Below are 19,926 nucleotides of genomic sequence, written 5' to 3' on the forward strand. Positions count from 1 at the left end.
GTTTCCGCGCGCGGCCCGCGCCGCCGCCGTGCCTTTCGCCGTTCCCTTTGTCCCGCGGCGTTTCGCCCGCCGTACGGCCCCTCGTATCCCCCGGTATCCCCGTCGTCCGCCCTGTCGTCCGCCCCGTCGTCCGCCCGTCTTATGCCGGGCCGTATCCGCGGCCGTATCCGCAGTCGCATACGCGGTCGTATACGCGGTCGTATACGCGGTCATATGCCGCACCGTTCCCTGCCGGGAATTCGCTCGCGCCCGTCCGCGCATGTACTCGGCGCCGTCCGTCAGGGGCCTGACGGACGGCGCCGGGGAGATGTGACGGGAGAACGCGCCGGCCCGCGCCGGCTAGTGCCAGTCGCGCCCCGAGCGCCCCCGCTTGGTCTCCGAGCGCTGCTTCTTCTCCCGCAGCCGGCGCTCATTGATCCCGCGGGGGATGCGGGTCGCCCTGCGGGGCTTCGGCGGCGGCGCCGTCGCCTCGGCGAGCAGGGAGGCGAGGCGCACGGCGGCGGCCTCGCGGTTGCGCCACTGCGAACGGTGCTCGGAGGCGCGGACGGTGACGACGCCGTCGACGAGCCTGCCGGCGAGCCGCTGCAGGGCCCGCTGCTTCCACACCGGGGGAAGTGCCTGCGTCCTGGCCAGGTCGAAGCGCAACTCGACCTGGGTGTCGCTGGTGTTGACGTGCTGCCCGCCGGGCCCCGACGACCGCGAGAAACGCCACATGAGCTCGGCCTCGGGGAGCGAGACGGAGCCACGGACGACGTAGGGACCGGACATGCCTCCATGGTCGCGCGCTGTCCGGTTCACGTCACCCCGTTTTCGGGTGGCCCGGGCCATTTGGGTAAAGAAAGTAAAGAGATCCGGAACCGCGGGGACCCCCCTCGACGTTGGTAGGGGTAGCTGTAGCTTCGTGCCCGTACGAAGCCCGTAAGTACCGCACCGCGCACGCGGACGAGGGAAGGGACTCCCAACAATGGCTGTAAGCCTGTCCAAGGGCGGCAACGTCTCGCTCACCAAGGAGGCGCCGGGCCTGACCGCCGTCACCGTGGGCCTCGGCTGGGACGTCCGCACCACCACCGGCACGGACTTCGACCTCGACGCGTCCGCGATCGCGGTCACCGTCCAGGGCAAGGTCTACTCGGACCAGCACTTCGTCTTCTTCAACAACAAGCAGACCCCGGACAACACGATCGTCCACACCGGTGACAACCGCACGGGCGAGGGCGCGGGCGACGACGAGGCGATCAACGTCAACCTGGCCGGCCTCCCGGCCGACATCGACAAGGTCGTCTTCCCCGTCTCCATCTACGACGCCGAGTCCCGCTCGCAGAACTTCGGCCAGGTGCGCAACGCGTACATCCGCATCGTCAACCAGGCCGGCGGCCAGGAGATCGCGCGCTACGACCTGTCGGAGGACGCCGCCACGGAGACGGCCATGATCTTCGGCGAGCTGTACCGCAACGGCGCGGAGTGGAAGTTCCGTGCCGTCGGCCAGGGTTACGCCTCGGGCCTGTCCGGCATCGCCCAGGACTTCGGCGTCGGCGTCTGAGCGCCCGGCGACGCCCGCACGGCCGTACGGCCGCGGGTCCGTACGTCGTGACACCCCCGGCAGCGGTGCGCGTGGCCGGGGGTGTCCGCGTATTCCCGGGCCGCGGGGCCCGTCCCGCGCTACGTTGCCCCCCGTGATCCTCCACCCCCTCCCCCGCACTCCCGGCCGCGCCGTCCCGGCACCGCTGCTGGCCGAGCTCGCCTCGCTCCACGCCTCCAACCGCGACTACCACACCCTCAGCGGCGACTTCCCGGACCCGGACGACATCCGGCCCGAGCAGGTGGCGGCCGCGCTGGCCGAGGAGACGGCGAACCCGGACGTCGAGGTGCTGGCGGCCCGCAGCGACGGGAAGCTCGTCGGGGTCGCCGTCACCCTCGCCCGCCATCCCGACCCGGCCGACCCGGACCCGTGGATCGGGCTGCTGATGGTGGACGCGGGCATGCAGGGGCAGGGCCACGGCCGCCGGCTGGCGTCACTCGTCGAGGACCGCCTGCGTGCCGCCGGCCACACCGCCGTGCGCCTCGCCGTCCTCGACGGCAACCCGGGCGGCCTCGCCTTCTGGACCGCGCTCGGCTACTCGGCCCTCGGACGGCGCAAGGACCTCCAGCGGGGGCGGCCCTGCACCGTGCTGCGCAAGGCGCTGGAGGAGCGGCCCGCGAACGGGGGGCCGGCCGGGGCGTGACACCATCGCCCCGTGCTCGACATCGGCTACGCCCTCTCCCTCCGCTTCCCGGACCCCCCGCAGACCGACTACCGCCGCGCGGACGTCCACGCCCTGCGGCACGACCTGTTCTGCGGTGACGTCTATCTGGCCGACACCGAGGCGGACCGGGAGCTGTCCACAGCCTGGGGATGGGTGCCGGTGCTTGACTTCGCGTGGGCGCTGTGCGACATCGTCGAGCGACTCGACCGCGACCCCCTCGGCAGCCGCGCCGCCGGCCCGCTCCGCGCCGAACTGGACTTCACCGAGTCCACCGACCGCCTGCTCTTCGAGCGCCGCTTCGGCTGGGTGGAGATCGCGGCACAGTGGCTGCCTGCCGAACCGCCGCTGACCTTCTCGCACGCCGAACTGCGCCGCGAGGCACGCGACTTCCTGCACGATCTGATCGCCGACCTCACGGACCTCCACGAGGACCTCGCGGAGAACCCCGCGATCTGGACCCTCCAGGCCCGCTTCCCCCGCGTCGGCTGACCGGCTGCGCACGGCCTGGTCACCGGGCTCCCCCGACGGCGGGGACCGGCGTCGCCGGGTGCGGCATCACGGCTCCAGCACCACCTTTCCCACGGTGCGCCGGCTCTCCAGGGCCCGCCGTCGCGCAGTCCCCGGCCCGGTGCAGCAAGGTTGAGGCCAAGGCCGCGCGACGGCGTCGGAGGGGATCGGGCGGGGCGGATCGGGCCGCTGTCAGTGGCGGGGTGCAGCATGGGGGCATGGCGCGCAGGAGACAGGTGGTGAAGCCGGCGCGGCGGCCGGAGGTTCGGCTGCCGGAGCTGGTCGCTTTCGAGGACGGGGGGCTGGTGCCCGACGGGGACTACGACGGGCTGGAGTTCCGGGACAGGGACCTCGCCGGGCAGGACGGCGGGGGCGCCCGGTTCATGGACTGCGCGCTGACGGGCTGTGCGCTGGACGAGACCCGGCTGCACCACGCCCGGATGCTGGACTCGGTCCTCACGGGCATACGGGGCGTGGGCACGGACCTGGCCGAGGCGACCCTGCGCGATGTGGAACTGGTGGACGCCCGGCTCGGCGGGGTGCGGCTGCACGGGGCCGTGCTGGAGCGGGTGCTGGTGCGCGGCGGCAAGATCGACTATCTGAATCTGCGCGGGGCGCGCCTCACCGACGTCGTCTTCGAGGGCTGTGTCCTGGTCGAGCCGGACTTCGGGGGCGCCCGGCTGGAGCGGGTCGAGTTCACGGGCTGCGTCCTGAAGGGGGCCGACCTCACGGGGGCGGCCCTGCGGGACGTGGACCTGCGCCGCGCGGCGGAGCTGGACCTGGCCCGCGGTGTGGACCGCCTGTCCGGCGCGGTGATCAGCCACGCCCAGCTCCTGGACCTGGCGCCCGTGCTGGCGGCGGAGCTGGGGCTGCGGGTGGCGGAGGCCGACTGACGCGGTGCGGTGCGGTCCGGGCCGTCTCCGGGCGGGTCAGCGGAAGGCGGCCTGACCGGTGAGGGCCTGGCCGATGACCAGGGTGTGCATCTCGGGTGTGCCCTCGTACGTCAGGACCGACTCCAGGTTGTTCATGTGCCGGATCACCGGGTACTCCAGGGAGATCCCGTTGGCACCGAGGATCGTCCGCGCCGTGCGGCAGATCTCCAGCGCCTTGGTGACGTTGTTGAGCTTGCCCAGGCTCACCTGCTCGGGGCGCAGCCCGACGGTGTCCTTGCGGCGGCCCAGGTGCAGCGCGAGCAGGGTGCCGTTGGTGAGTTCCACCGCCATCTGGGCCAGCTTCGCCTGCGTCAGCTGGAAGCCGCCGATGGGCCGACCGAACTGGGAACGCTCCCCGGCGTAGGCGAGCGCGGCACGGAAGGCGCTGCGGGCCGCGCCCATCGAGCCCCACAGGATCCCGTACCGCGCCTCGTTGAGGCAGGACAGCGGGCCGCGCAGGCCCCGCACCTCCGGCAGGGCGGCCGACGCGGGCAGGCGCACCGACTCCAGGACGAGTTCGCTGGTGACCGAGGCCCGCAGGGACATCTTGTGCTTGATGGCGCGGGCGGTGAAGCCCGGGGTGTCGGTGGGGACCACGAAGCCCCGCACACCCTCGTCGGTCCCCGCCCAGACGACCGCGACCTGGGCCACGGAACCGTTGGTGATCCACATCTTGGTGCCGTCGAGCACCCAGTCGCCGCCGTCCCTGCGGGCGCGGGTGCGCATCGAGCCGGGGTCGGAGCCGTGGTCGGGTTCGGTCAGGCCGAAGCAGCCGATGGCGTCGCCCGAGGCCATCCGCGGCAGCCACTCCCGCTTCTGCTCCTCGCTGCCGTGCCGCCAGATCGCGTACATCGCCAGTGAGCCCTGGACGCTGACCAGGGATCGGATGCCGGAGTCGCTGGCCTCCAGCTCCAGGCACGCCAGGCCGTAGTCGACCGCGCTCATCCCGGGGCAGCCGTAGCCCTCCAGGTGCATGCCGAGCAGCCCCAGCGTGCCGAGTTCCCTGGCGAGTTCACGGATCGCCGGCAGGTCGCCGGACTCGAACCACTCCGCGATGTACGGGTCGACCGCGCGGTCGCACACCTGGCGGACGGCCGCCCGGACCGCCTTCTCCTCGGGGCTGAGCAGGTCGTCGATACCGGCCAGGTCCAGCGGATCGGCCTTGGGGGCGGGGGTCTTCGTGCTCATCGGGGCACCTCTCGTGAGGGATGGGGCAGGGGAGGGGACTGCGGGTCGGCCAGCCAGGCGCGGACGCGTTCGCCGTCCGCGCCCAGGCCCGGCGGTGGTGTGGCCGGGCAGACCATGGCGGTGGAGTAGGCCGCCGGGTGCCGCGGCGCGGCCGTACCGCCGCCGGCCGGCGCCGTGGTGGGGTCCAGGCCCAGCCGCTCGGCCAGCGCGAAGCCGTCGGCGACGGTGCCGACCCGGCCGGCCGGCACCGCCGCGGCGGTCAGGCGTTCCTGCCACACGGCGCAGTCCTGCGCGGCCAGCGGCTCCTCCAGCGCGGCGACCAGCGCCTCGCGGTGGGCGACCCTGGCCGCGTTGGTGGCGAACCGCTCGTCCGCCGCCAGGCCGGGCGCGCCGAGCACCGCAGCCATCCGCGCGAACTGGCCGTCGTTGCCGCAGGCCACGGCGAGCAGCCCGTCACGGCAGCGCAGCGTCTCGTACGGGGCGATCGACGGGTGGCGGTTTCCCATCCGGCCGGGCGGGCGGCCCGTCTCCAGGAACGACTGGGCCTGGTTGACCAGGGCGCCCAGCAGGCTGGACAGCAGGTTGACCTCCACCCGGCAGCCGCGCCCGGTGCGGGCCCGGCCCGCCAGGGCGGCCAGCACGCCGACGGTGGCGTCCTTGCCGGTGAGCACGTCCACGAGGGCGACACCCGCCTTGGTGGGCTCGCCGTCGGCATCGCCGGTGATGCTCATCAGACCGCCGACCGCCTGCACCACGAAGTCGTAGCCGAGCAGATCGGCGCCCGCGCCGGCGCCGAATCCGGTGACCGAGCAGTAGACGACCCCGGGATTGCCGGCCGACACCTGGTCGTAGCCGAGGCCGTGCCGGTCGAGGGCGCCCGGTCTGAAGTTCTCCACCAGCACGTCGGCGCGCCGGGCCAGTTCCCGGGCCAGGGCCAGGTCGCCGCTGTCGGACAGGTCGAGGGCGACGCTGAGCTTGGAGCGGTTGACGCTCTCGAAGTACGTGGTGGAGGTGGCCGACCACGGTGGGCCCCAGGACCGGGTGTCGTCCCCGGCACCGGGACGCTCCACCTTGACGACGGTGGCGCCGAGATCGGCCAGCGTCATCGTGCACAGCGGGCCGGCCAGCACCCGGCTGAAGTCGGCGACGAGGATCCCCTCCAGGGGCCCGCCGCTCATCGCGCACCCCCTCCGGGGTTCGTTCCGGTGCTCGCGGTCCTCATTCCGGGGCTCCTTCCAGGAGACCGCCGACCCGGCGCGGCGGCCGCCGCGGGTTGGTGTCGGGCAAGCGTTCGGGGAGCGCGGTCCCCGGCACGTCCTGGAACGCCGCCGGCCGGGTGGAGCGGTCCAGGGCCGCGGCGCCCACGCCGGTGCGGCGGCGGGCGGCGGCCGTCCGGCGCTGCCCGGGCCGGGCCACGGCAGCGGCGGGGTGGGGAGCGTGGGGGCCGGGAGAGCGCGTGAGTGGGGCGGTGCCGGGAGTCACGGGGGTCCTTCCGAAGGCCGGAGACCGGGGGTGCGTGGGCCGCATCGTAGGCAGCGAAGGGCCGCCAGGACTTTGGATGATCCGACCGATTCCACGGAGACCTCGTGCAGAATGCACGAAGTCGTTCCCTTCAGGGAGGAAGGCGGGGAGGAAGAACGTGCCCACCCTCGACGTCCTGGTGCGTGCCCTCGGCGACGACCTGGCCCCGGTTCCCCCGTCCGTCCCCGTGCCGCGCCGCGAGGTGACCGGTGTCCATGTCAGCGAGCTGACCGACCCCACCCCGTACCTCTCCGGCGGCGAACTCCTGCTCACCACCGGCATGGGCCTCACCGGCCAGACCGCCCAGGCCCGCGCCTACGCCGCCCGGCTGGCACGGCACGGCATCACGGGCCTCGGCCTCGGCCTCGGCCCGGTGTACACCGCCGTGCCCGACGCCCTGACCGAGGCGTGCGCCGCGGCCGGGCTGCCGCTGCTGAGCGTGCCCGGCCCGACCCCGTTCCTGGTGGTCGCCCGCACCTACTGGTCGCTGCTGGCCGCCGCCGGCCAGGAGGAACTCACCGCCGCCCTCGGCGCCCACCGCGACCTGGTCAGGGCCGCGGCCGGGCCGACCCCGGTGACGGCCGTCGTCCGCATCCTGGCCGCCGCGGTCGAGGGCTGGGCCGCCCGGCTCGGACCGGCGGGCGAGGTGCTGGAGGTCTGGCCGCGCCGCCGCCGCGCCCACGCCCGCCAGATCGCCGCGGAGGTCGCCCGGCTGCGCGTCGCGGGCCCTCATTCCTCGGCGACCTTCCCCCTCGGCGACGAGGACGTGGTGCTGCACCCGCTGGCGGGGCACGGACGGCTCAGCGGGTTCGTGGCCACCGGCTGCCCCCGCCCCATGCGGCCGGCCGACCGGCAGCTGGTGCTGACCGCCTGCGCGCTGCTGGCGCTGCAGAGCGAGCAGCAGCGCCGCGGGGTCGCCGCGTCCCGGGCCTCCCGCGCCTGCGTGGCACGGCTGCTGCTGGCCGGCCACGTCGACGCGGCCCGCTCACTCGCCGCGGACCTGGGTCTGGGCGTGCCTCCGAGGCGGGTGCGCCTCCTGTGCCTGGCCGGGCCGGCCGGCGCCGCCGACGACGACGTCCTGGACGCACTGGAGGCGGCCGTCGCCTCGCCCCCTCGCGAGCTGATCGCCCTGTCGGAGGCCGGGGAGGTGTGGGCGCTGCTCGACCCGGCGGACGTGCCCGCCGTCCTGGACGCGGCCCGCGGCCTCACCACCGGGCAGCCCCTGGGGGCGAGGGCGCTGCTGGGCGCGGAGACCGGCCTGCCCGGCCTGCACCACCAGCCGGCCGCGCTGCGCCGCGCCCTCGCGGCGCAGCCCCCGGGCACCGTGCGGGACATGGGCGCGGACGGGGCGCGGGCGCTCGCCGCCGCACCCTCGCTGGAGCCCTTGCTCTCCTACCGCCGTGCGGATCTCGTGCCCGCCGTGGCCGCCTATCTGCGCCACCGCGGCCAGTGGGAACGGGCCGCCGCCGATCTCGGCGTGCACCGCAACACCCTGCGCCACCGGATCGGCACGGCGGCCCGGCTGCTCGGCGCCGACCTGGACGACCCGGACGTCGCCAGCCGCACCTGGCTGGCGATGCGTGAGCGCGGTCTGGCGTGACGCCCGGCCGCGGCGGGCCCGGTCGCGGCGGGCCCGGTCGCCCGGTGGAGCGGGCCGGCTACTTCTGGGCCCCCAGCCGCGCCAGCGCCCCGTCCGTCAGCCGGTACACGGTCCACTCGTCCTGCGGGCGGGCGCCCAGCCCCTCGTAGAAGCCGATCGCCGGGCGGTTCCAGTCCAGCACCGACCACTCCAGGCGCTCGTAGCCGCGTGCGACGCAGAGGCGGGCCAGTTCGGTGAGCAGCGCCTTGCCGTGGCCGGCGCCGCGGGCCTGCGGGCGGACGTAGAGGTCCTCCAGGTAGATGCCGTGCACGCCCCGCCAGGTGGAGAAGTTCAGGAACCACAGCGCGAAGCCGACGACCTCTCCGCCGTCGTCCTCCGCGATGTGCGCGAACGCCGCCGGGCGGTCGCCGAACAGCGCCTCCGTGAGCTGCTCCCGGGTCGCGCGCGCTTCGTCGGCCGCCTTCTCGTACTCCGCGAGTTCGCGGATCAGGGCGTGGATGAGGGGGACGTCGGCCGGGGTCGCGGTGCGAATCATGCGCGCAGTGTCACACAGGAGGGGCGGGGCCTGAGCCCCGCCCCTCACCTCGTGCGGCGGCGGCCGCTCAGTGCAGGCGGCGTGGGTCGATCGCCCAGATGCCGCGCCCGTGCGTCGCCGCGTACAGCCGGCCGTCGGGGCCGGTGCGCAGCTGGAGGACCGCCGTGGTCGGCAGGTTCTCCCCCGCCACCTCCCAGCCCGGCGATCCCGCCGGGCGGACCAGGACGCCGAGGTCCGTGCCGAGCACCACGGTGCCGTTCTTCAGCAGCGCCACGGAGTTCGCGGGCACGTCCGGCAGGTTCCCGGAGACGTCCTTCCAGGTCTCGCCGCCGTCCCGGGTCTCGAAGAGATGCCCGACGCCCGCGCCCGGGCCCTCCGTCCACTTGCGCGAGAAGCCGTTGACGGCGAGCAGCACGTGGTTCGAGTCCGCCGGGTCGATCGCCAGGCCGGAGAGGTAGCGGTTGGGGACGGTCCCGTCGACGGGCAGGTCCAGCTGGTGCCAGCCGGTGCCGTCCGCGTTGCCGACCGCGATGCCGCGGGTGAAGCCCTGGTTGTTGCAGGGCCCGCACCAGGCGGCGTACACCCTGCCGCCGGAGGAGGCGACGGCGGTCGCGGTGTGGCCCGCGCCGAGGTCGTAGGCCCCGGACCACTCGCTGCCGCTGCGGATCGCCCACCCCTTGGTGTTGATCCACACGTGCCGGCCGCCCGCGACCCAGGTGTCCGGGTTCTTGATGTCGGCATTGAGCGGTGCGATGAAGCGGGCCTCACCGGTGGCGTTGTCGGGCGGCGCGACCGAGTAGCTGGTCGCCTTCGACGGGTCGTCGACCCAGCTGCCGTCGTTGACGGCGCAGTTCTGCGTGACCGACACCGCCAGGTAGACGTACTCCGCGGCGACGTTGCACCCGTTGGCCGGGTCCACGATCGTGTCGCCGCCGTCGCCGCCGAAGTTGGAGCCCATCACCCGGTCGCCGGGACGGAGGATCGACTGCCCGTTGTCCTGCAGACCGCCGCTGACCGCGACGCCGCGCGCCGCGCGGTCGATGCCGACGCCGACCGAGTAGTACTGCAGCGCGTCCATCGTGCCGTCGTTCAGGGACGTCCAGTCCGTGGCGTGGCCGTCGGCGTTCGCGGAGCCGTCCACCGGCCGCCGGAACACGCCGCCGTCGTCGCCGACCACGACGTACGGCTTGCCGTTGCTGCTGCCGATCGCCACCGAGTGCTGGTCGGGGTGCGTGGTGGCCGGGCAGTCGCCGCTCTGCTTGGCGGGGTCGATGGACCAGCAGGGGAAGCCGAAGTTCCAGTAGGGGCCGGGGGCGGTCCAGTTCTTGCCGCCGTCCTTGGTCTCGAAGACCTCCTCCAGGCCCGCGTACACATGGTCGGGGTTCTTCGGGTCGACGGTGAGGAACTGGTCGTACCACGCCTGGACGCCGGGCTGGTAGCCGTCACCGGTCAGCGCCGAACCGGAGTCGCGCAGCTGCGTGTAGTCGGCGATCCTCGTCCACGGGCCGGTCGGGGAACCGGACTTGGAGACGAAGATGCCCGCGAGCCCGCTGTCCGGGTTGGACGCCATCATCGCCGGCGACTGGTCGATGGCGTAGTAGCGCGAGCCGTCCGCGCTGCGCGCGAAGGTCACGTTGCCCACGTTGTCGCTGTCGCTGGGCAGGTCCCCGAGCCCGGTCAGCCGCTCCCAGCCGTGGGCGCCCTCGGTGTAGAAGCCGTTGTAGGTGTCGCCGCTGCGCCAGCCGGCCGCGAGCACGACCTTGTGCGGGTCCTTGGGGTCGATCGCGATGTCGCTGGTGATGTTCTTGTAGGGGGCCGACGGGTCGCTCGCCTTCGCGCCGCCCGGCAGATAGTCGGGGTTGGGGGCGAACTGAAGCTTCCACGGGCCCTTCAGGGTCGTCGTGGAGTGGCTCCACACGCCGCGCGTGGTCGCCGCCCACACCGTGTCGCCGCCGAACCGGAGCGCATTGATGGAGGTCGACTCCAGCTCGTCGCCGCCGACCCTGTCGCGCTCGGAGAACCGGCCGTGGCGCGGGTCCTTGAGGACGTAGACACCGGTGCCGAGGAAGGCGGTCGCACTGGTGTTGGCCTCGCCCGTCGCGTACCACAGCCGGCCGCGCGGATCGAGCTGCAGATCGCCCGTGGACAGGGCGGGCAGGTGGTCGGAGATGTTCGTCCAGTGCCCGCCCCCGGTGCGGGACCGGAAGACGCCGCCGTTGGCCGCGCCCGCGTACACATAGCCGTGGTCGTCGGCCGCGAGACCGGTCACGCGCCCGGTGACCCTGCCGGAGCCGCCGCTGGAGTTGGAGTTGATGTCCCGGTAGCGCGGATCGTCGGAGTCGTACGGCAGCCGGGTCACGTCCCGCCAGCTGCCGTCGGTGTGCGGGAGCGCGTTGAGCGCGTCGTACGCGGCGCCGTAGGCGCCCGGCGCCACGATCCCCGGCGAGGTCCGGGCCTCCGCGTACTGGTCCGCCTGTTCGGCGATGTTCCCCGACTCGTCCTCGTCGCCCCCGGGGTCACCGGGGTCCGCCGTCTCCGCGAAAGCGGACAGGCCCTTCTGCTGGTTCAGCTGGGCCTGTTCCCGAAGTGCGCGCACACCGAAGGGATCCACCCCGGTGCCGGACGCCGCCTGGGCCTGCGTCACCGTCAGGCCCAGTGCGGCGGATGCGGCGAACAGCGCCGCCCACGCCCGTCTTCTGCGAAAACCGTCGACTGCCATGAAAGAAGTGCCCTCCCCAGGGGAAGCAGTGGCGTACATGACACAAGCTGCCCCACAGCTTTGGGGAGACGGGAGGTGCGGGAGAAGCGGAGAACGGCAATCAGCGGGTAAAGGTTGTCAGCGGCGGCCGGCCACCCGGTCCGCGAAGCGCGCCAGTCTCGACGACTCGGCGCTGTGCGCGGTCAGTTCGAGCCGGTCCGCCGTCCGGTAGGTGGCGTACATCCCGTGCACGCCCAGCCAACGCATCGGCTCCGGCTCCCACTTGCGCACCCGGTGGTTCACCCACGGCAGCGCGGTCAGGTCACTCGCGCCCGCCTGGCCGGAGTCCTGCCGCACCAGATCGCGCAGCGTGCGCGCGGCGAGGTTCGTGGTGGCGACGCCCGAGCCGACGTAACCGCCCGCCCAGCCGAGCCCCGTCGACCGGTCCAGGGTCACCGTGGCGCACCAGTCGCGCGGCACCCCGAGCACGCCCGACCAGGCGTGGGTCACCCGCACCCCGGCCAGCGACGGGAAGAAGCGGACCAGGATCTCGTGCAGCGCCTCGACGGTGGCGGGCTGCGTGCGGCCGTCGTTGTCCGTGCGGGAGCCGAAGCGGTACGGGACGCCGCGGCCGCCCAGCGCGATCCGGCCGTCGGCGGTGCGCTGCGCGTACATGTACGCGTGCGCCATGTCGCCCAGCGTCTCGCGCCCCTCCCAGCCGATCTCCGCCCACTGCGCGCCGGTCAGCGGCTCGGTCGCGATCATCGAGGAGTTCATGGGCAGCCAGGTGCGCCGCTGTCCCTTCAGCGACGCCGTGAAGCCCTCGGTGCAGCGCAGCACGTACGGGGCGCGGACCGTCCCGTAGGGCGTCACCGCGTGCTTCGGGCGGATCTCGGTGACCGGCGTCCCCTCGTGGATGGTCACGCCCAGCGCCTCGACGGCCGCCGCGAGGCCCTTGACCAGCTTGACCGGGTGCAGCCGCGCCCCGTGCGGGGTCCAGGACGAGCCGACCGCGCCCGTGACCCGGATCCGCCCGGCGGTCTCCCGGGCGCCGTACAGTTCGCGGTCCTTCTCGCCGTACGACAGCTCGTGCTCGTGGAACGCCTTGAGGCGGGCCAGTTGCGCGGGCGTGTACGCCACCTCCAGGACGCCGCCGGCGTGCACGTCCGCGTCGATGCCCTCCTCCTCGGTGGCCCGCACCACCTCGGCGACCGTCTCGTTCATCGCCCGCTGCAGCCGGACGGCGGACTCGTGGCCGTGCAGCCTCGCGTACCGGTCGCGGCCCGCGATGCCGTTGTAGAGCCAGCCGCCGTTGCGCCCGGAGGCGCCGTAGCCGCAGAACTTCTGCTCCAGCACGGTGATGCGCAGGAACGGCTCCGCCTTCTTCAGGTAGTACGCCGTCCACAGGCCGGTGTAGCCGCCGCCGACGATCACGACGTCGGCGGACGCGTCGCCGGCGAGGGGCTCGCGCGGGGCGGGAAGGCCGTCGTCCGCGTACCAGAAGGAGATGCCGCCGTTGGCGACGCTGCTGACTGCGCTGCTCATGCGCGGACGTTAACCGCTGGTGGAGGGCGCTGTCTCCTTCGGATTCCGTGTTTTTCCGCGGCCCCGGGTCAGGGGACGGCAGGCGAGACCGACCAGCACGGCGGAGAAGTGCCCGACATCGGTGAAGGTGGGGGCGGCGGTCAGCGGCAGGGTGTACACCACCAGCACCACCGCCAGATACGCGGGCCGCCAGGGCGCCGCGACCCGGTACGTGAGCACCGCGACCACCCCGGCCAGGGCGTAGCTCACCCCGATGTCCAGGGCGTTGACCGCCGAGTAGGGGGCCGCCCCGTCGCGGATCGCCCACAGCAGCGTGCCCTCGCCGGCGAGCGTGGCCAGCACGTGCGCGGCGACGCACACGGCCAGCCAGCGCGCGGTGCCCAGCCAGCGCTCCGCCTGCGCGTGGAAGACCGTGTACAGCCCCGCGTACGGCAGCCAGTGCCCGCCGTCCATCCACAGGGCGCTGGCCACGAAGGCGTGCACCGGACGGGAGGACAGCTCACGGAGGTTGGTGGACCGGTGCCGCAGGAAGGTCTGCTCGAACTGCGGCGACATGTGGTGCAGGGCGACGGTGGTCACGAACAGGATCAGCAGCCAGACGTAGGTGCCCGGGGCGCCGCGGACGTACGCCGTCACGGCCCCGAGCACGCGTCCTGTCCGCCCGGCCCGGCTCACACCCGCAGTATCGCCGGGGAGGCGATCGGCGCGCCTGCCGAGCCGGGCGGCGGGACACGCCACCGAATGGCCGATCCGGTTTCAGACGGCTCATCCGGTCATAGCGTAATGAACGTGACGAAGCACCACATCGCCTCCCTCGTATGCGCCGCAGTGCTCGCCGGAACGGGCCTCGGCGCCGCACCGCCCGCCACCACCCCCACGACCCGGCTGCTGCACCCCGGGGACTCCATCCAGAAGGCGGTGGACGCCGCCGTGCCGGGCGACACCATCCTCCTGTCCCCCGGCACCTACCGTGAGAGCGTCCGGGTGACCACCTCGCGGCTGACCCTGCGCGGCGCGGGCCCGGGCACCGTGATCGCGCCCGCCGCCGCGGCCGCCGACGCCTGCGCCCGGGCCGGAAACGGGATCTGTGTGGAGGGAACGGACGACCACCCGGTCCGCGACACCACCATCAGCGCGCTGACCGTGTCCGGCTTCGCCAAGAACGGCCTGTGGGCCTCACGGTCCGACCGGCTCACCGTCCACGGGGTGACCGCCGAGAAGAACCGCCAGTGGGGCATCGCGCTGGAGCGGGCCACCCGCGGGGCGGTCGTGGACAACACCGTCCGCGAGAACGGCGACGCGGGAGTCATGCTCGTGAACACGCTCGACACCGAGACGGGAGCCACGGACACCGGCGGAACGGTCATCGCGCGCAACCGGCTGCAGGGCAACCGGGTCGGCGCCTCCGTCAGACGCGTCAGGAACGTCATCGTGGCGCACAACGACATCGGCGGCAACTGCGTGGGGATGTTCGTCGTCGGCGACGAGAACGCGCCGCCCACCGGGGCCGTGACCGTGAGCGGCAACCTCGTCCACGACAACAACCGGTTCTGCCCGAAGACCGCCCGGCTGCCCTTCCGCCAGGGCTCCGGCATCGTCCTGACCGGCGTCGTGGACACCCTGGTCACCCGGAACGTGGTCAGCGGCAACACGGGCACCTCGCCCTTCTCGGGCGGCGTCGTGCTCTTCAAGAGCATGGTCGGCGTCCCCAACGACCGGAACCGCATCAGCCACAACACGCTGCGGGGCAACGGCCCGGCGGACCTCGTCGACCGGGACACCGGAAAGGCCAACGCCTTCCACGGCAACACCTGCCAGGCGTCCCGGCCGGCGGGACTGTGCTGACCGCCCGGCCATACCCCCCTGTGGACCCAGAGAGGAAGGTCGGCACATGACGACCGCAACCCCCGCCCCACCACCGTCCATGCGGCTCAGGGAACTCGCGTTCGGGGCCGCGTGCGCCGCCGCCCTCCGCGCGGCCGCCCGGCTGGGTGTCGCCGACGCGCTGGCGGACCGGCCCATGAGTGTGGAGGACCTCGCGGCCGCGGTGAAGACCGAGCCGGGGCCGCTGCGGCGGCTGCTGCGGGCCCTGTCCTGCTACGACGTCTTCACGGAGAACGAGGACGGGACGTTCGCGCACACCGGGATGTCCCGGCTGCTGCGCGAGGACGATCCGCACAGCCTGCGCGCCATCTCCCTGTGGTGCACCGAGCCCTGGACCTGGGACGCGTGGCCGAGGCTGGACGAGGCGGTGCGCACCGGACGCAACGTGGTCCAGGACCTGTACGGCAAGGAGTTCTTCGACTACCTCAACGAGGACGCCCCGGAGTCGGCCGACGTCTTCAACCGCGCCATGACGACCTCCAGCAAGCAGTCCGCGCGGGAGGTCGCGGAGCTCCTCGACCTGTCGGGCAGTTCGTCGGTCGCGGACATCGGCGGCGGCCAGGGGCATGTGGTGGCGCGTCTGCTGGAGAAGTACCCGTCGATGCGGGGCGCCCTGCTCGATCTGCCGCGCGTGGTGGAGAACGCCGATCCGCGGCTGCGCGAGGGAGGCGCGCTCGCCGAGCGGGTGCGGATCGTGCCCGGCGACTGCCGCGTGGCCGTCCCGGTGCGGGCCGATGTGTACATCATCAAGAACATCCTGGAATGGGACGACGACAGCACCGCCCGCACGCTGCGCAACGTCGTCGAGGCGGGCGGGCCCGGAGCGCGGGTCGTGGCGATCGAGAACCTCGTCGACGACACCCCCTCCATGAGGTTCAGCACCGCGATGGACCTGCTGCTGCTCCTCAACGTCGGCGGCGCCAAGCACACCACCCAGAGCATGGTCGACCGGCTGACGGGGGCGGGCCTGGTCATCGACTCGATCCGCCCCGTCAACCCCTATCTGCACGCGTTCGACTGCACCGTCCCCGGATGACCCCGGCACACGGGTCGCCGGGCCCGCGTCGTGCGCGGACCCGGCGACCCGTGGCCGTGGGGGCGTTCAGGCGCCGCCGTCCCGCTCCCACCGGTAGAAGCAGTGCGCCATCGCGTCCTTCGGGGAGCGCCAGGTCGCGGGGTCGTACGCACTGACGTACGCCGACAGCCGCTCGCTGATGTCCCTGAAGGCGGGGTGGTCGGCCACCTTGGCGACGGCCGGGCCCGGCTCCCGCTCGGACTCGATGAGGTGCAGGTACACCTCGCCGAACTGGAAGAGGCTGCGCCGGGCGACCCCGACGAGGTGCGGCAGTTCTCCCCGGTCCGACTCCTCGAACACCTTGGCGATGTCCGGGGCGGACCCCGGAGCCATGCGGGCGACGATCAGTGCCTGGTGCATCCGCCTGTCCTCCGTCCGGCTCAGTCGCTCAGCGCCGGCGCGGGCCGGTGCTCGGCGGCGACCTTCTCGATACGGTCCCGGATCAGGGCCATCTGGACCTTGGAATTCCGGTTGATGTTGTCCGTCATCCAGTCGTCGTCGACCGGCGCGTCCGGCTTCATCTCGAAGTCCTGCGTCCACACCATCCGGGTGCCGTCGGCGACCTCCTCGTACCGCCACAGGATGTTCATGTAGGCGAAGGGCCCCGGCTCGACACGGCGGGCCTTGACGGTCAGCGCCCGGCGGTCCGTCTCCCGCTCCGAGACCCAGCTCCAGACGGTGCCGTTCTCGTCGGGGTGCATGGTCAGCCGGAACGTCGTCCGGTTCCCGTCGCGGGACAGGACCTCGACGGCCGCGTACTCGCTGAACAGGTGCGGCCAGTTCTCCAGGTCGTTGGTCATGTCCCAGACGAGGTCCACCGGCGCGGCGATGGTGACGGCGTTCTCCGTGTGTCCGGCCATGGTCAGGCTCCTGCCATGAGGGTGCTGTTGATGAGGTCGAGGAACTGCCGGGGCGTCCTGCAGCGCTCCGCGTCGGGAGGCATCGGCGTGCCGTGCCGGTTCTCCAGTTCGCCCACGATGCCGAGCAAGCCGAGCGAGTCGATACCGAGGACGTCGAAGCCCGAGTCGTACTGCTGCTCCAGTTCCTGCGGGGAGACGGTGACTCCGGCGGCCTTCTTCATGAGCTCGGCCAGTTCATTCACGGTGATTTGGGCACTCATACCGTTCCTCTCCTTTACTCCGGGTGGCTATGAGTCGTCGTTTTCTTCGGTCGTTCGCCTACGGGGTGCCGTGCCGCAGCACGAGCGCCGTGTTCGACCCCATGAGTCCCCGGCTGAGGACCAGCGCCGTGCGCACCTCTGCGGCACGGGCGCGGACGGTCACCAGGTCGAGGTCATGGCAGACGTCGACGACGTTGGGGGTGGGCGGGATCAGGCCGTGTTCCATGGCGAGCACCGCCGCCGCGGCGTCCAGCACCGGCGCCGCGCAGTAGGCCCGGCCGATGCCGGTCTTGGGCGCCGTCACCGGCACGCGCCTGCCGTGCGCGCCCAGGGTGTCGGCTATCGCCAGCGCCTCGGCACGGTCCGCCTCGGGTATGCCGAGGGCGTCGGCGAAGACCACGTCGACCTGCTCGGGGGCGCAGCCGGCCTCGTCCAGGGCACCGCGGATGGCCTGGGCGAGCCCCTCCCGCGACAGCTCCCAGCGGGAGGCGCCGGTGAACGTCGCCGCGTGCCCGGCCAGGGTGGCCCGCACGGGAGCGCCCCGGTCACGGGCCGAGGTCTCCTCCTCCACGACGATCATGGCGCCGCCCTCGGCGGGCACGAACCCGCAGGCACCGGCGGTGAACGGGCGATAGGCCCGCGCCGGGTCGTCCAGGGTGCTGAGCTCCTCGTAGCCGAGCTGGCAGACCATCGAGTACGGGGCCAGCGGCGCCTCGGTCGAACCCGCCACGATCACATCGGTGCCGCGCTCCACGGCCCGCGCGGCATGGGCGAGGGCGTCCAGACCGCCGGCCTCGTCGGCGGCGACCACCGAGCAGGGGCCCTTGAACCCGCGGCGGATGGAGATCTGGCCGGTACTGGCGGCGTAGAACCAGGCGATGGACTGGTAGGGGCCGACGAAGCGGCTGCCCCGCCCCCACAGCTGCTGCAGCTCCCGCTGCCCGAACTCGCCGCCGCCGGAGCCGGCCGCGGTGACCACGCCCGCCGAGAACGGCGCCCCGTCGACATCGGCCTGGCCCAGCCGGGCGTCCTCCAGGGCGCGGTCGGCGGCGGCCATGGCGAAGTGGGAGAACCGGTCGGTCTGGACGAGGAAGCGTTCCTCGATCACCGACGGGTCGAAGGCACGGACCTCCCCGCCCACCCGCAGCGGCAGGTGGTCGCAGCCCTCGCGGGTGATCCGGTCCAGGACGCTGACGCCCTCCTGCGTGGACTTCCAGAAGGTGTCGGTGCTCGTTCCGTTGGGCGCGACCACACCGATTCCGGTGATGGCCGCGCGCCGGGTTCGCGGTGCGCTCATCGTGTCCTCTCCCTCGGCCGGGTCAGGATCACCGCGGACTGGAAGCCGCCGAACCCGCTGCCCACGGAGAGCACGCTGCCCAGCCTCCGCTCACGGGCGACGCGCGGGACGTAGTCCAGGTCGCACTCGGGGTCCGGGGTCTCGTAGTTCGCGGTGGGCGGTACGGCCTGGTGGACCAGGGCCAGCACGCAGGCCACGACCTCGATCGCCCCGATCGCCCCCAGGGAGTGGCCCACCATGGACTTGATGGAGCTCATGGGGGTGGCGTACGCGTGCGGGCCCAGGGCCCGTTTCACCGCGGCCGTCTCGTGCCGGTCGTTCTGCCGGGTGCCCGAGCCGTGCGCGTTGACGTAGTCGATCGCCGAGCCGTCGAGGCGCGCGTGGTCCAGCGCGTCCTCGATCGCCCGGGCCATCTCCAGTCCCTCGCCGGTCAGACCGGTCATGTGGTAGGCGTTGCCGAAGGTGGCGTAGCCGCTGATCTCGCAGTACACGTGGGCGCCGCGGGCGCGGGCGTGCTCCAGCTCCTCCAGGACCAGCACCGCCCCGCCCTCGCCCATGACGAACCCGTCGCGGTGGGCGTCGAAGGGGCGGGAGGCGTGCGCGGGGTCGTCGTTGTTCGGGGACGTCGCCTTGATCGCGTCGAAGCAGGCCATGGTGATCGGGGAGATCGGCGAGTCCGACGCGCCGGTCACACAGATGTCGGCCCTGCCCTCCTCGACGGTGTGGAAGGCGTACCCGACCGCGTCCAGCCCCGAGGTGCAGCCGGTGGAGACCGTCTGCACCGGCCCGCGGGCCCCGAAGCGCTCCGCCACCATCGACGCGAGCGTGCTCGGCGAGAACGCGCGGTGCAGATGGGGGCCCGCCTCGCGGTGGTCCACGTCCCAGCGCTGCCCGCGGTTGCTGACCAGGACGTAGTCGTGCTCCAGACGGGTGGTGCCGCCGACCGCCGTCCCCAGGCAGACCCCCACCCGCCAGGGGTTCTCCCCGGCCAGGTCGAGGCCGGCGTCCCGTACCGCCTCCTGACCGGCGACCAGGGCGAACTGGATGTAGCGGTCGGCGCGTTCGATCTGCTCCGGGTCCAGTCCGCAGGCCACCGGGTCGAAGTCGCACTCGGCGGCGATCCGCGAGCGGAGGCCGGCCGGGTCGAAGAAGGTGATGCCTCGCGTCGCGGTACGGCCGTTGGCGAGCAGATCCCAGAACGCCGGGACGCCGATGCCGCCCGGTGCCACGACGCCTATGCCGGTGACCGCCACGCGCCGGGTCATGAACGGACCTGACCTCGGTCGGCCGGCCGGGCACCGCCCGCCCCGGCTCCCTCCGCGGCGACGGCGACGGCGTCCGTCTCCTCCGTGTCGACATGACCCAGCTGCGGGCGTGGGGCGAGCGGGCCCAGATGGAAGACGATCCGGGCCTCCACGTCACCGACGTTGCGGAAGCGGTGCCGCATATAGGCCGGGATCATCAGCCCCTGCTCGGGTCGCAGCGGTGTGGGTTCGCCGTCCAGATCCACCTCGAGGCGGCCGCAGACGACGTACACGAACTCCTCGGAGTACGGGTGGTAGTGCTCGCCGATGCGCTCTCCGGGCTGCACGATGGCCACGCCCATGAAACCGCTGGTGGAGCCGACCGTGGCGGGGGTGAGCATGGCGCGCAGATCACCGCCGCGCCTGCGGTTGGGGTCGATCTCGCTGAGGTCCACGATTCTGGGACGGGGTTTGATCACGTCGTTCCTCCGATAGGGCTTGCGTCGACATGGGCTGGGGCCGGCCGCCGCGCCGCCG

21 protein-coding genes are annotated in these 19,926 nt (G+C 73.1%); 7 read left to right on the forward strand and 14 right to left on the reverse strand.

What is annotated here, in order from left to right; translation table 11 throughout:
• Positions 1 to 339 precede the first annotated feature (339 nt).
• Complete coding sequence (gene arfB, locus ACZ79I_RS18225) at positions 340 to 768, reverse strand: alternative ribosome rescue aminoacyl-tRNA hydrolase ArfB (RefSeq protein WP_471498573.1); 429 nt, start codon at positions 766 to 768, stop codon at positions 340 to 342.
• Between the two features lie 196 nt (positions 769 to 964).
• Between arfB and ACZ79I_RS18230 the strand changes: the two genes are divergently transcribed.
• The 4 genes from ACZ79I_RS18230 (at position 965) to ACZ79I_RS18245 (ending at position 3,643) form a co-directional block, all read left to right on the forward strand.
• Entirely contained in the window at positions 965 to 1,540 is a 576-nt protein-coding gene (locus ACZ79I_RS18230; protein ID WP_471498574.1) for a TerD family protein, read from the forward strand.
• Between the two features lie 133 nt (positions 1,541 to 1,673).
• Positions 1,674 to 2,222 carry a GNAT family N-acetyltransferase gene (locus tag ACZ79I_RS18235; RefSeq protein ID WP_471498575.1) on the forward strand — a complete coding sequence of 183 codons (549 nt, stop codon included), beginning with the start codon at positions 1,674 to 1,676 and terminating at the stop codon, positions 2,220 to 2,222.
• A 12-nt stretch (positions 2,223 to 2,234) separates the two neighbouring features.
• Positions 2,235 to 2,732, forward strand: a complete 498-nt coding sequence (locus tag ACZ79I_RS18240) for a hypothetical protein (RefSeq protein ID WP_471498576.1) — start codon at positions 2,235 to 2,237, stop codon at positions 2,730 to 2,732.
• Between the two features lie 236 nt (positions 2,733 to 2,968).
• On the forward strand, positions 2,969 to 3,643 hold the full coding sequence (locus tag ACZ79I_RS18245) for a pentapeptide repeat-containing protein (protein WP_471498577.1): 675 nt from the start codon (positions 2,969 to 2,971) through the stop codon (positions 3,641 to 3,643).
• Positions 3,644 to 3,679: 36 nt separating this feature from the next.
• Here the strand turns inward: ACZ79I_RS18245 and ACZ79I_RS18250 are convergent, their stop codons facing one another.
• Genes ACZ79I_RS18250 through ACZ79I_RS18260 form a run of 3 tightly spaced genes read right to left on the reverse strand, consistent with a single transcriptional unit; the run spans position 3,680 to position 6,352 of the window.
• On the reverse strand, positions 3,680 to 4,870 hold the full coding sequence (locus ACZ79I_RS18250) for an acyl-CoA dehydrogenase family protein (protein ID WP_471498578.1): 1,191 nt from the start codon (positions 4,868 to 4,870) through the stop codon (positions 3,680 to 3,682).
• Positions 4,867 to 6,048: a CaiB/BaiF CoA transferase family protein gene (locus tag ACZ79I_RS18255; RefSeq protein WP_471498579.1), complete on the reverse strand. Its 1,182-nt coding sequence runs from the start codon at positions 6,046 to 6,048 to the stop codon at positions 4,867 to 4,869. Before ACZ79I_RS18255 ends, ACZ79I_RS18250 begins: the two co-directional genes overlap by 4 nt.
• 40 nt (positions 6,049 to 6,088) lie before the next feature.
• Positions 6,089 to 6,352, reverse strand: a complete 264-nt coding sequence (locus tag ACZ79I_RS18260; RefSeq protein WP_471498580.1) for a hypothetical protein — start codon at positions 6,350 to 6,352, stop codon at positions 6,089 to 6,091.
• Positions 6,353 to 6,509: 157 nt separating this feature from the next.
• Here ACZ79I_RS18260 and ACZ79I_RS18265 point away from each other — a divergent pair, with 157 nt between their 5' ends.
• Positions 6,510 to 7,991 (forward strand): PucR family transcriptional regulator ligand-binding domain-containing protein, encoded by a 1,482-nt coding sequence (locus ACZ79I_RS18265; protein ID WP_471498581.1) that lies wholly within the window; start codon positions 6,510 to 6,512, stop codon positions 7,989 to 7,991.
• Between the two features lie 58 nt (positions 7,992 to 8,049).
• On the opposite strand, the gene ACZ79I_RS18270 is transcribed toward ACZ79I_RS18265, so the two are convergent.
• From ACZ79I_RS18270 to ACZ79I_RS18285, 4 genes are all read right to left on the reverse strand, one after another.
• Positions 8,050 to 8,526, reverse strand: a complete 477-nt coding sequence (locus ACZ79I_RS18270; protein ID WP_471498582.1) for a GNAT family N-acetyltransferase — start codon at positions 8,524 to 8,526, stop codon at positions 8,050 to 8,052.
• A gap of 67 nt (positions 8,527 to 8,593) precedes the next feature.
• Entirely contained in the window at positions 8,594 to 11,245 is a 2,652-nt protein-coding gene (locus tag ACZ79I_RS18275; RefSeq protein WP_471498583.1) for a glycosyl hydrolase, read from the reverse strand.
• Positions 11,246 to 11,362: 117 nt separating this feature from the next.
• The gene (locus ACZ79I_RS18280) at positions 11,363 to 12,769 is read right to left on the reverse strand and encodes an NAD(P)/FAD-dependent oxidoreductase (protein ID WP_471498584.1); all 1,407 of its coding nucleotides are present in this window, start codon (positions 12,767 to 12,769) and stop codon (positions 11,363 to 11,365) included.
• A 9-nt stretch (positions 12,770 to 12,778) separates the two neighbouring features.
• Positions 12,779 to 13,405, reverse strand: coding sequence for a rhomboid-like protein (locus tag ACZ79I_RS18285; RefSeq protein ID WP_471498585.1), 627 nt, complete (start codon positions 13,403 to 13,405; stop codon positions 12,779 to 12,781).
• A gap of 153 nt (positions 13,406 to 13,558) precedes the next feature.
• On the opposite strand from ACZ79I_RS18285, the gene ACZ79I_RS18290 reads away from it, so the two are divergent.
• Both ACZ79I_RS18290 and ACZ79I_RS18295 read left to right on the forward strand, forming a co-directional pair.
• Complete coding sequence (locus tag ACZ79I_RS18290) at positions 13,559 to 14,614, forward strand: right-handed parallel beta-helix repeat-containing protein (RefSeq protein ID WP_471498586.1); 1,056 nt, start codon at positions 13,559 to 13,561, stop codon at positions 14,612 to 14,614.
• A gap of 46 nt (positions 14,615 to 14,660) precedes the next feature.
• Positions 14,661 to 15,689, forward strand: coding sequence for a methyltransferase (locus tag ACZ79I_RS18295; protein ID WP_471498587.1), 1,029 nt, complete (start codon positions 14,661 to 14,663; stop codon positions 15,687 to 15,689).
• Between the two features lie 66 nt (positions 15,690 to 15,755).
• Here ACZ79I_RS18295 and ACZ79I_RS18300 read toward each other — a convergent pair whose 3' ends face one another.
• From ACZ79I_RS18300 to ACZ79I_RS18325, 6 genes are read right to left on the reverse strand one after another with little or no spacing between them, the layout of a single operon-like run.
• Positions 15,756 to 16,088, reverse strand: coding sequence for a TcmI family type II polyketide cyclase (locus ACZ79I_RS18300; RefSeq protein WP_381084497.1), 333 nt, complete (start codon positions 16,086 to 16,088; stop codon positions 15,756 to 15,758).
• 20 nt (positions 16,089 to 16,108) lie between these two features.
• On the reverse strand, positions 16,109 to 16,588 hold the full coding sequence (locus tag ACZ79I_RS18305; RefSeq protein ID WP_471498588.1) for an SRPBCC family protein: 480 nt from the start codon (positions 16,586 to 16,588) through the stop codon (positions 16,109 to 16,111).
• A gap of 2 nt (positions 16,589 to 16,590) precedes the next feature.
• Positions 16,591 to 16,848, reverse strand: coding sequence for an acyl carrier protein (locus ACZ79I_RS18310; protein ID WP_381084493.1), 258 nt, complete (start codon positions 16,846 to 16,848; stop codon positions 16,591 to 16,593).
• 58 nt (positions 16,849 to 16,906) lie between these two features.
• The gene (locus tag ACZ79I_RS18315) at positions 16,907 to 18,145 is read right to left on the reverse strand and encodes a ketosynthase chain-length factor (protein WP_471498589.1); all 1,239 of its coding nucleotides are present in this window, start codon (positions 18,143 to 18,145) and stop codon (positions 16,907 to 16,909) included.
• Positions 18,142 to 19,410 carry a beta-ketoacyl-[acyl-carrier-protein] synthase family protein gene (locus ACZ79I_RS18320; RefSeq protein WP_471498590.1) on the reverse strand — a complete coding sequence of 423 codons (1,269 nt, stop codon included), beginning with the start codon at positions 19,408 to 19,410 and terminating at the stop codon, positions 18,142 to 18,144. The genes ACZ79I_RS18315 and ACZ79I_RS18320 overlap by 4 nt, the downstream gene beginning before the upstream one ends.
• Positions 19,407 to 19,868, reverse strand: coding sequence for a cupin domain-containing protein (locus tag ACZ79I_RS18325; RefSeq protein WP_471498591.1), 462 nt, complete (start codon positions 19,866 to 19,868; stop codon positions 19,407 to 19,409). The genes ACZ79I_RS18320 and ACZ79I_RS18325 overlap by 4 nt, the downstream gene beginning before the upstream one ends.
• Positions 19,869 to 19,926: the final 58 nt, after the last annotated feature.

The sequence above is a fragment of the Streptomyces sp. PSU-S4-23 genome (assembly GCF_055632315.1).

What these genes read in the sequence shown, in the direction of transcription:
- ACZ79I_RS18255 (WP_471498579.1), bottom strand. Translation starts at nt 6,048, where the DNA reads ATGAGCGGCGGGCCCCTGGAGGGGATCCTCGTCGCCGACTTCAGCCGG.
- ACZ79I_RS18245 (WP_471498577.1), top strand. Translation starts at nt 2,969, where the DNA reads ATGGCGCGCAGGAGACAGGTGGTGAAGCCGGCGCGGCGGCCGGAGGTT.
- ACZ79I_RS18320 (WP_471498590.1), bottom strand. Translation starts at nt 19,410, where the DNA reads ATGACCCGGCGCGTGGCGGTCACCGGCATAGGCGTCGTGGCACCGGGC.
- ACZ79I_RS18310 (WP_381084493.1), bottom strand. Translation starts at nt 16,848, where the DNA reads ATGAGTGCCCAAATCACCGTGAATGAACTGGCCGAGCTCATGAAGAAG.
- arfB (WP_471498573.1), bottom strand. Translation starts at nt 768, where the DNA reads ATGTCCGGTCCCTACGTCGTCCGTGGCTCCGTCTCGCTCCCCGAGGCC.
- ACZ79I_RS18300 (WP_381084497.1), bottom strand. Translation starts at nt 16,088, where the DNA reads ATGCACCAGGCACTGATCGTCGCCCGCATGGCTCCGGGGTCCGCCCCG.
- ACZ79I_RS18250 (WP_471498578.1), bottom strand. Translation starts at nt 4,870, where the DNA reads ATGAGCACGAAGACCCCCGCCCCCAAGGCCGATCCGCTGGACCTGGCC.
- ACZ79I_RS18295 (WP_471498587.1), top strand. Translation starts at nt 14,661, where the DNA reads ATGACGACCGCAACCCCCGCCCCACCACCGTCCATGCGGCTCAGGGAA.
- ACZ79I_RS18270 (WP_471498582.1), bottom strand. Translation starts at nt 8,526, where the DNA reads ATGATTCGCACCGCGACCCCGGCCGACGTCCCCCTCATCCACGCCCTG.
- ACZ79I_RS18315 (WP_471498589.1), bottom strand. Translation starts at nt 18,145, where the DNA reads ATGAGCGCACCGCGAACCCGGCGCGCGGCCATCACCGGAATCGGTGTG.
- ACZ79I_RS18280 (WP_471498584.1), bottom strand. Translation starts at nt 12,769, where the DNA reads ATGAGCAGCGCAGTCAGCAGCGTCGCCAACGGCGGCATCTCCTTCTGG.
- ACZ79I_RS18275 (WP_471498583.1), bottom strand. Translation starts at nt 11,245, where the DNA reads ATGGCAGTCGACGGTTTTCGCAGAAGACGGGCGTGGGCGGCGCTGTTC.
- ACZ79I_RS18230 (WP_471498574.1), top strand. Translation starts at nt 965, where the DNA reads ATGGCTGTAAGCCTGTCCAAGGGCGGCAACGTCTCGCTCACCAAGGAG.
- ACZ79I_RS18305 (WP_471498588.1), bottom strand. Translation starts at nt 16,588, where the DNA reads ATGGCCGGACACACGGAGAACGCCGTCACCATCGCCGCGCCGGTGGAC.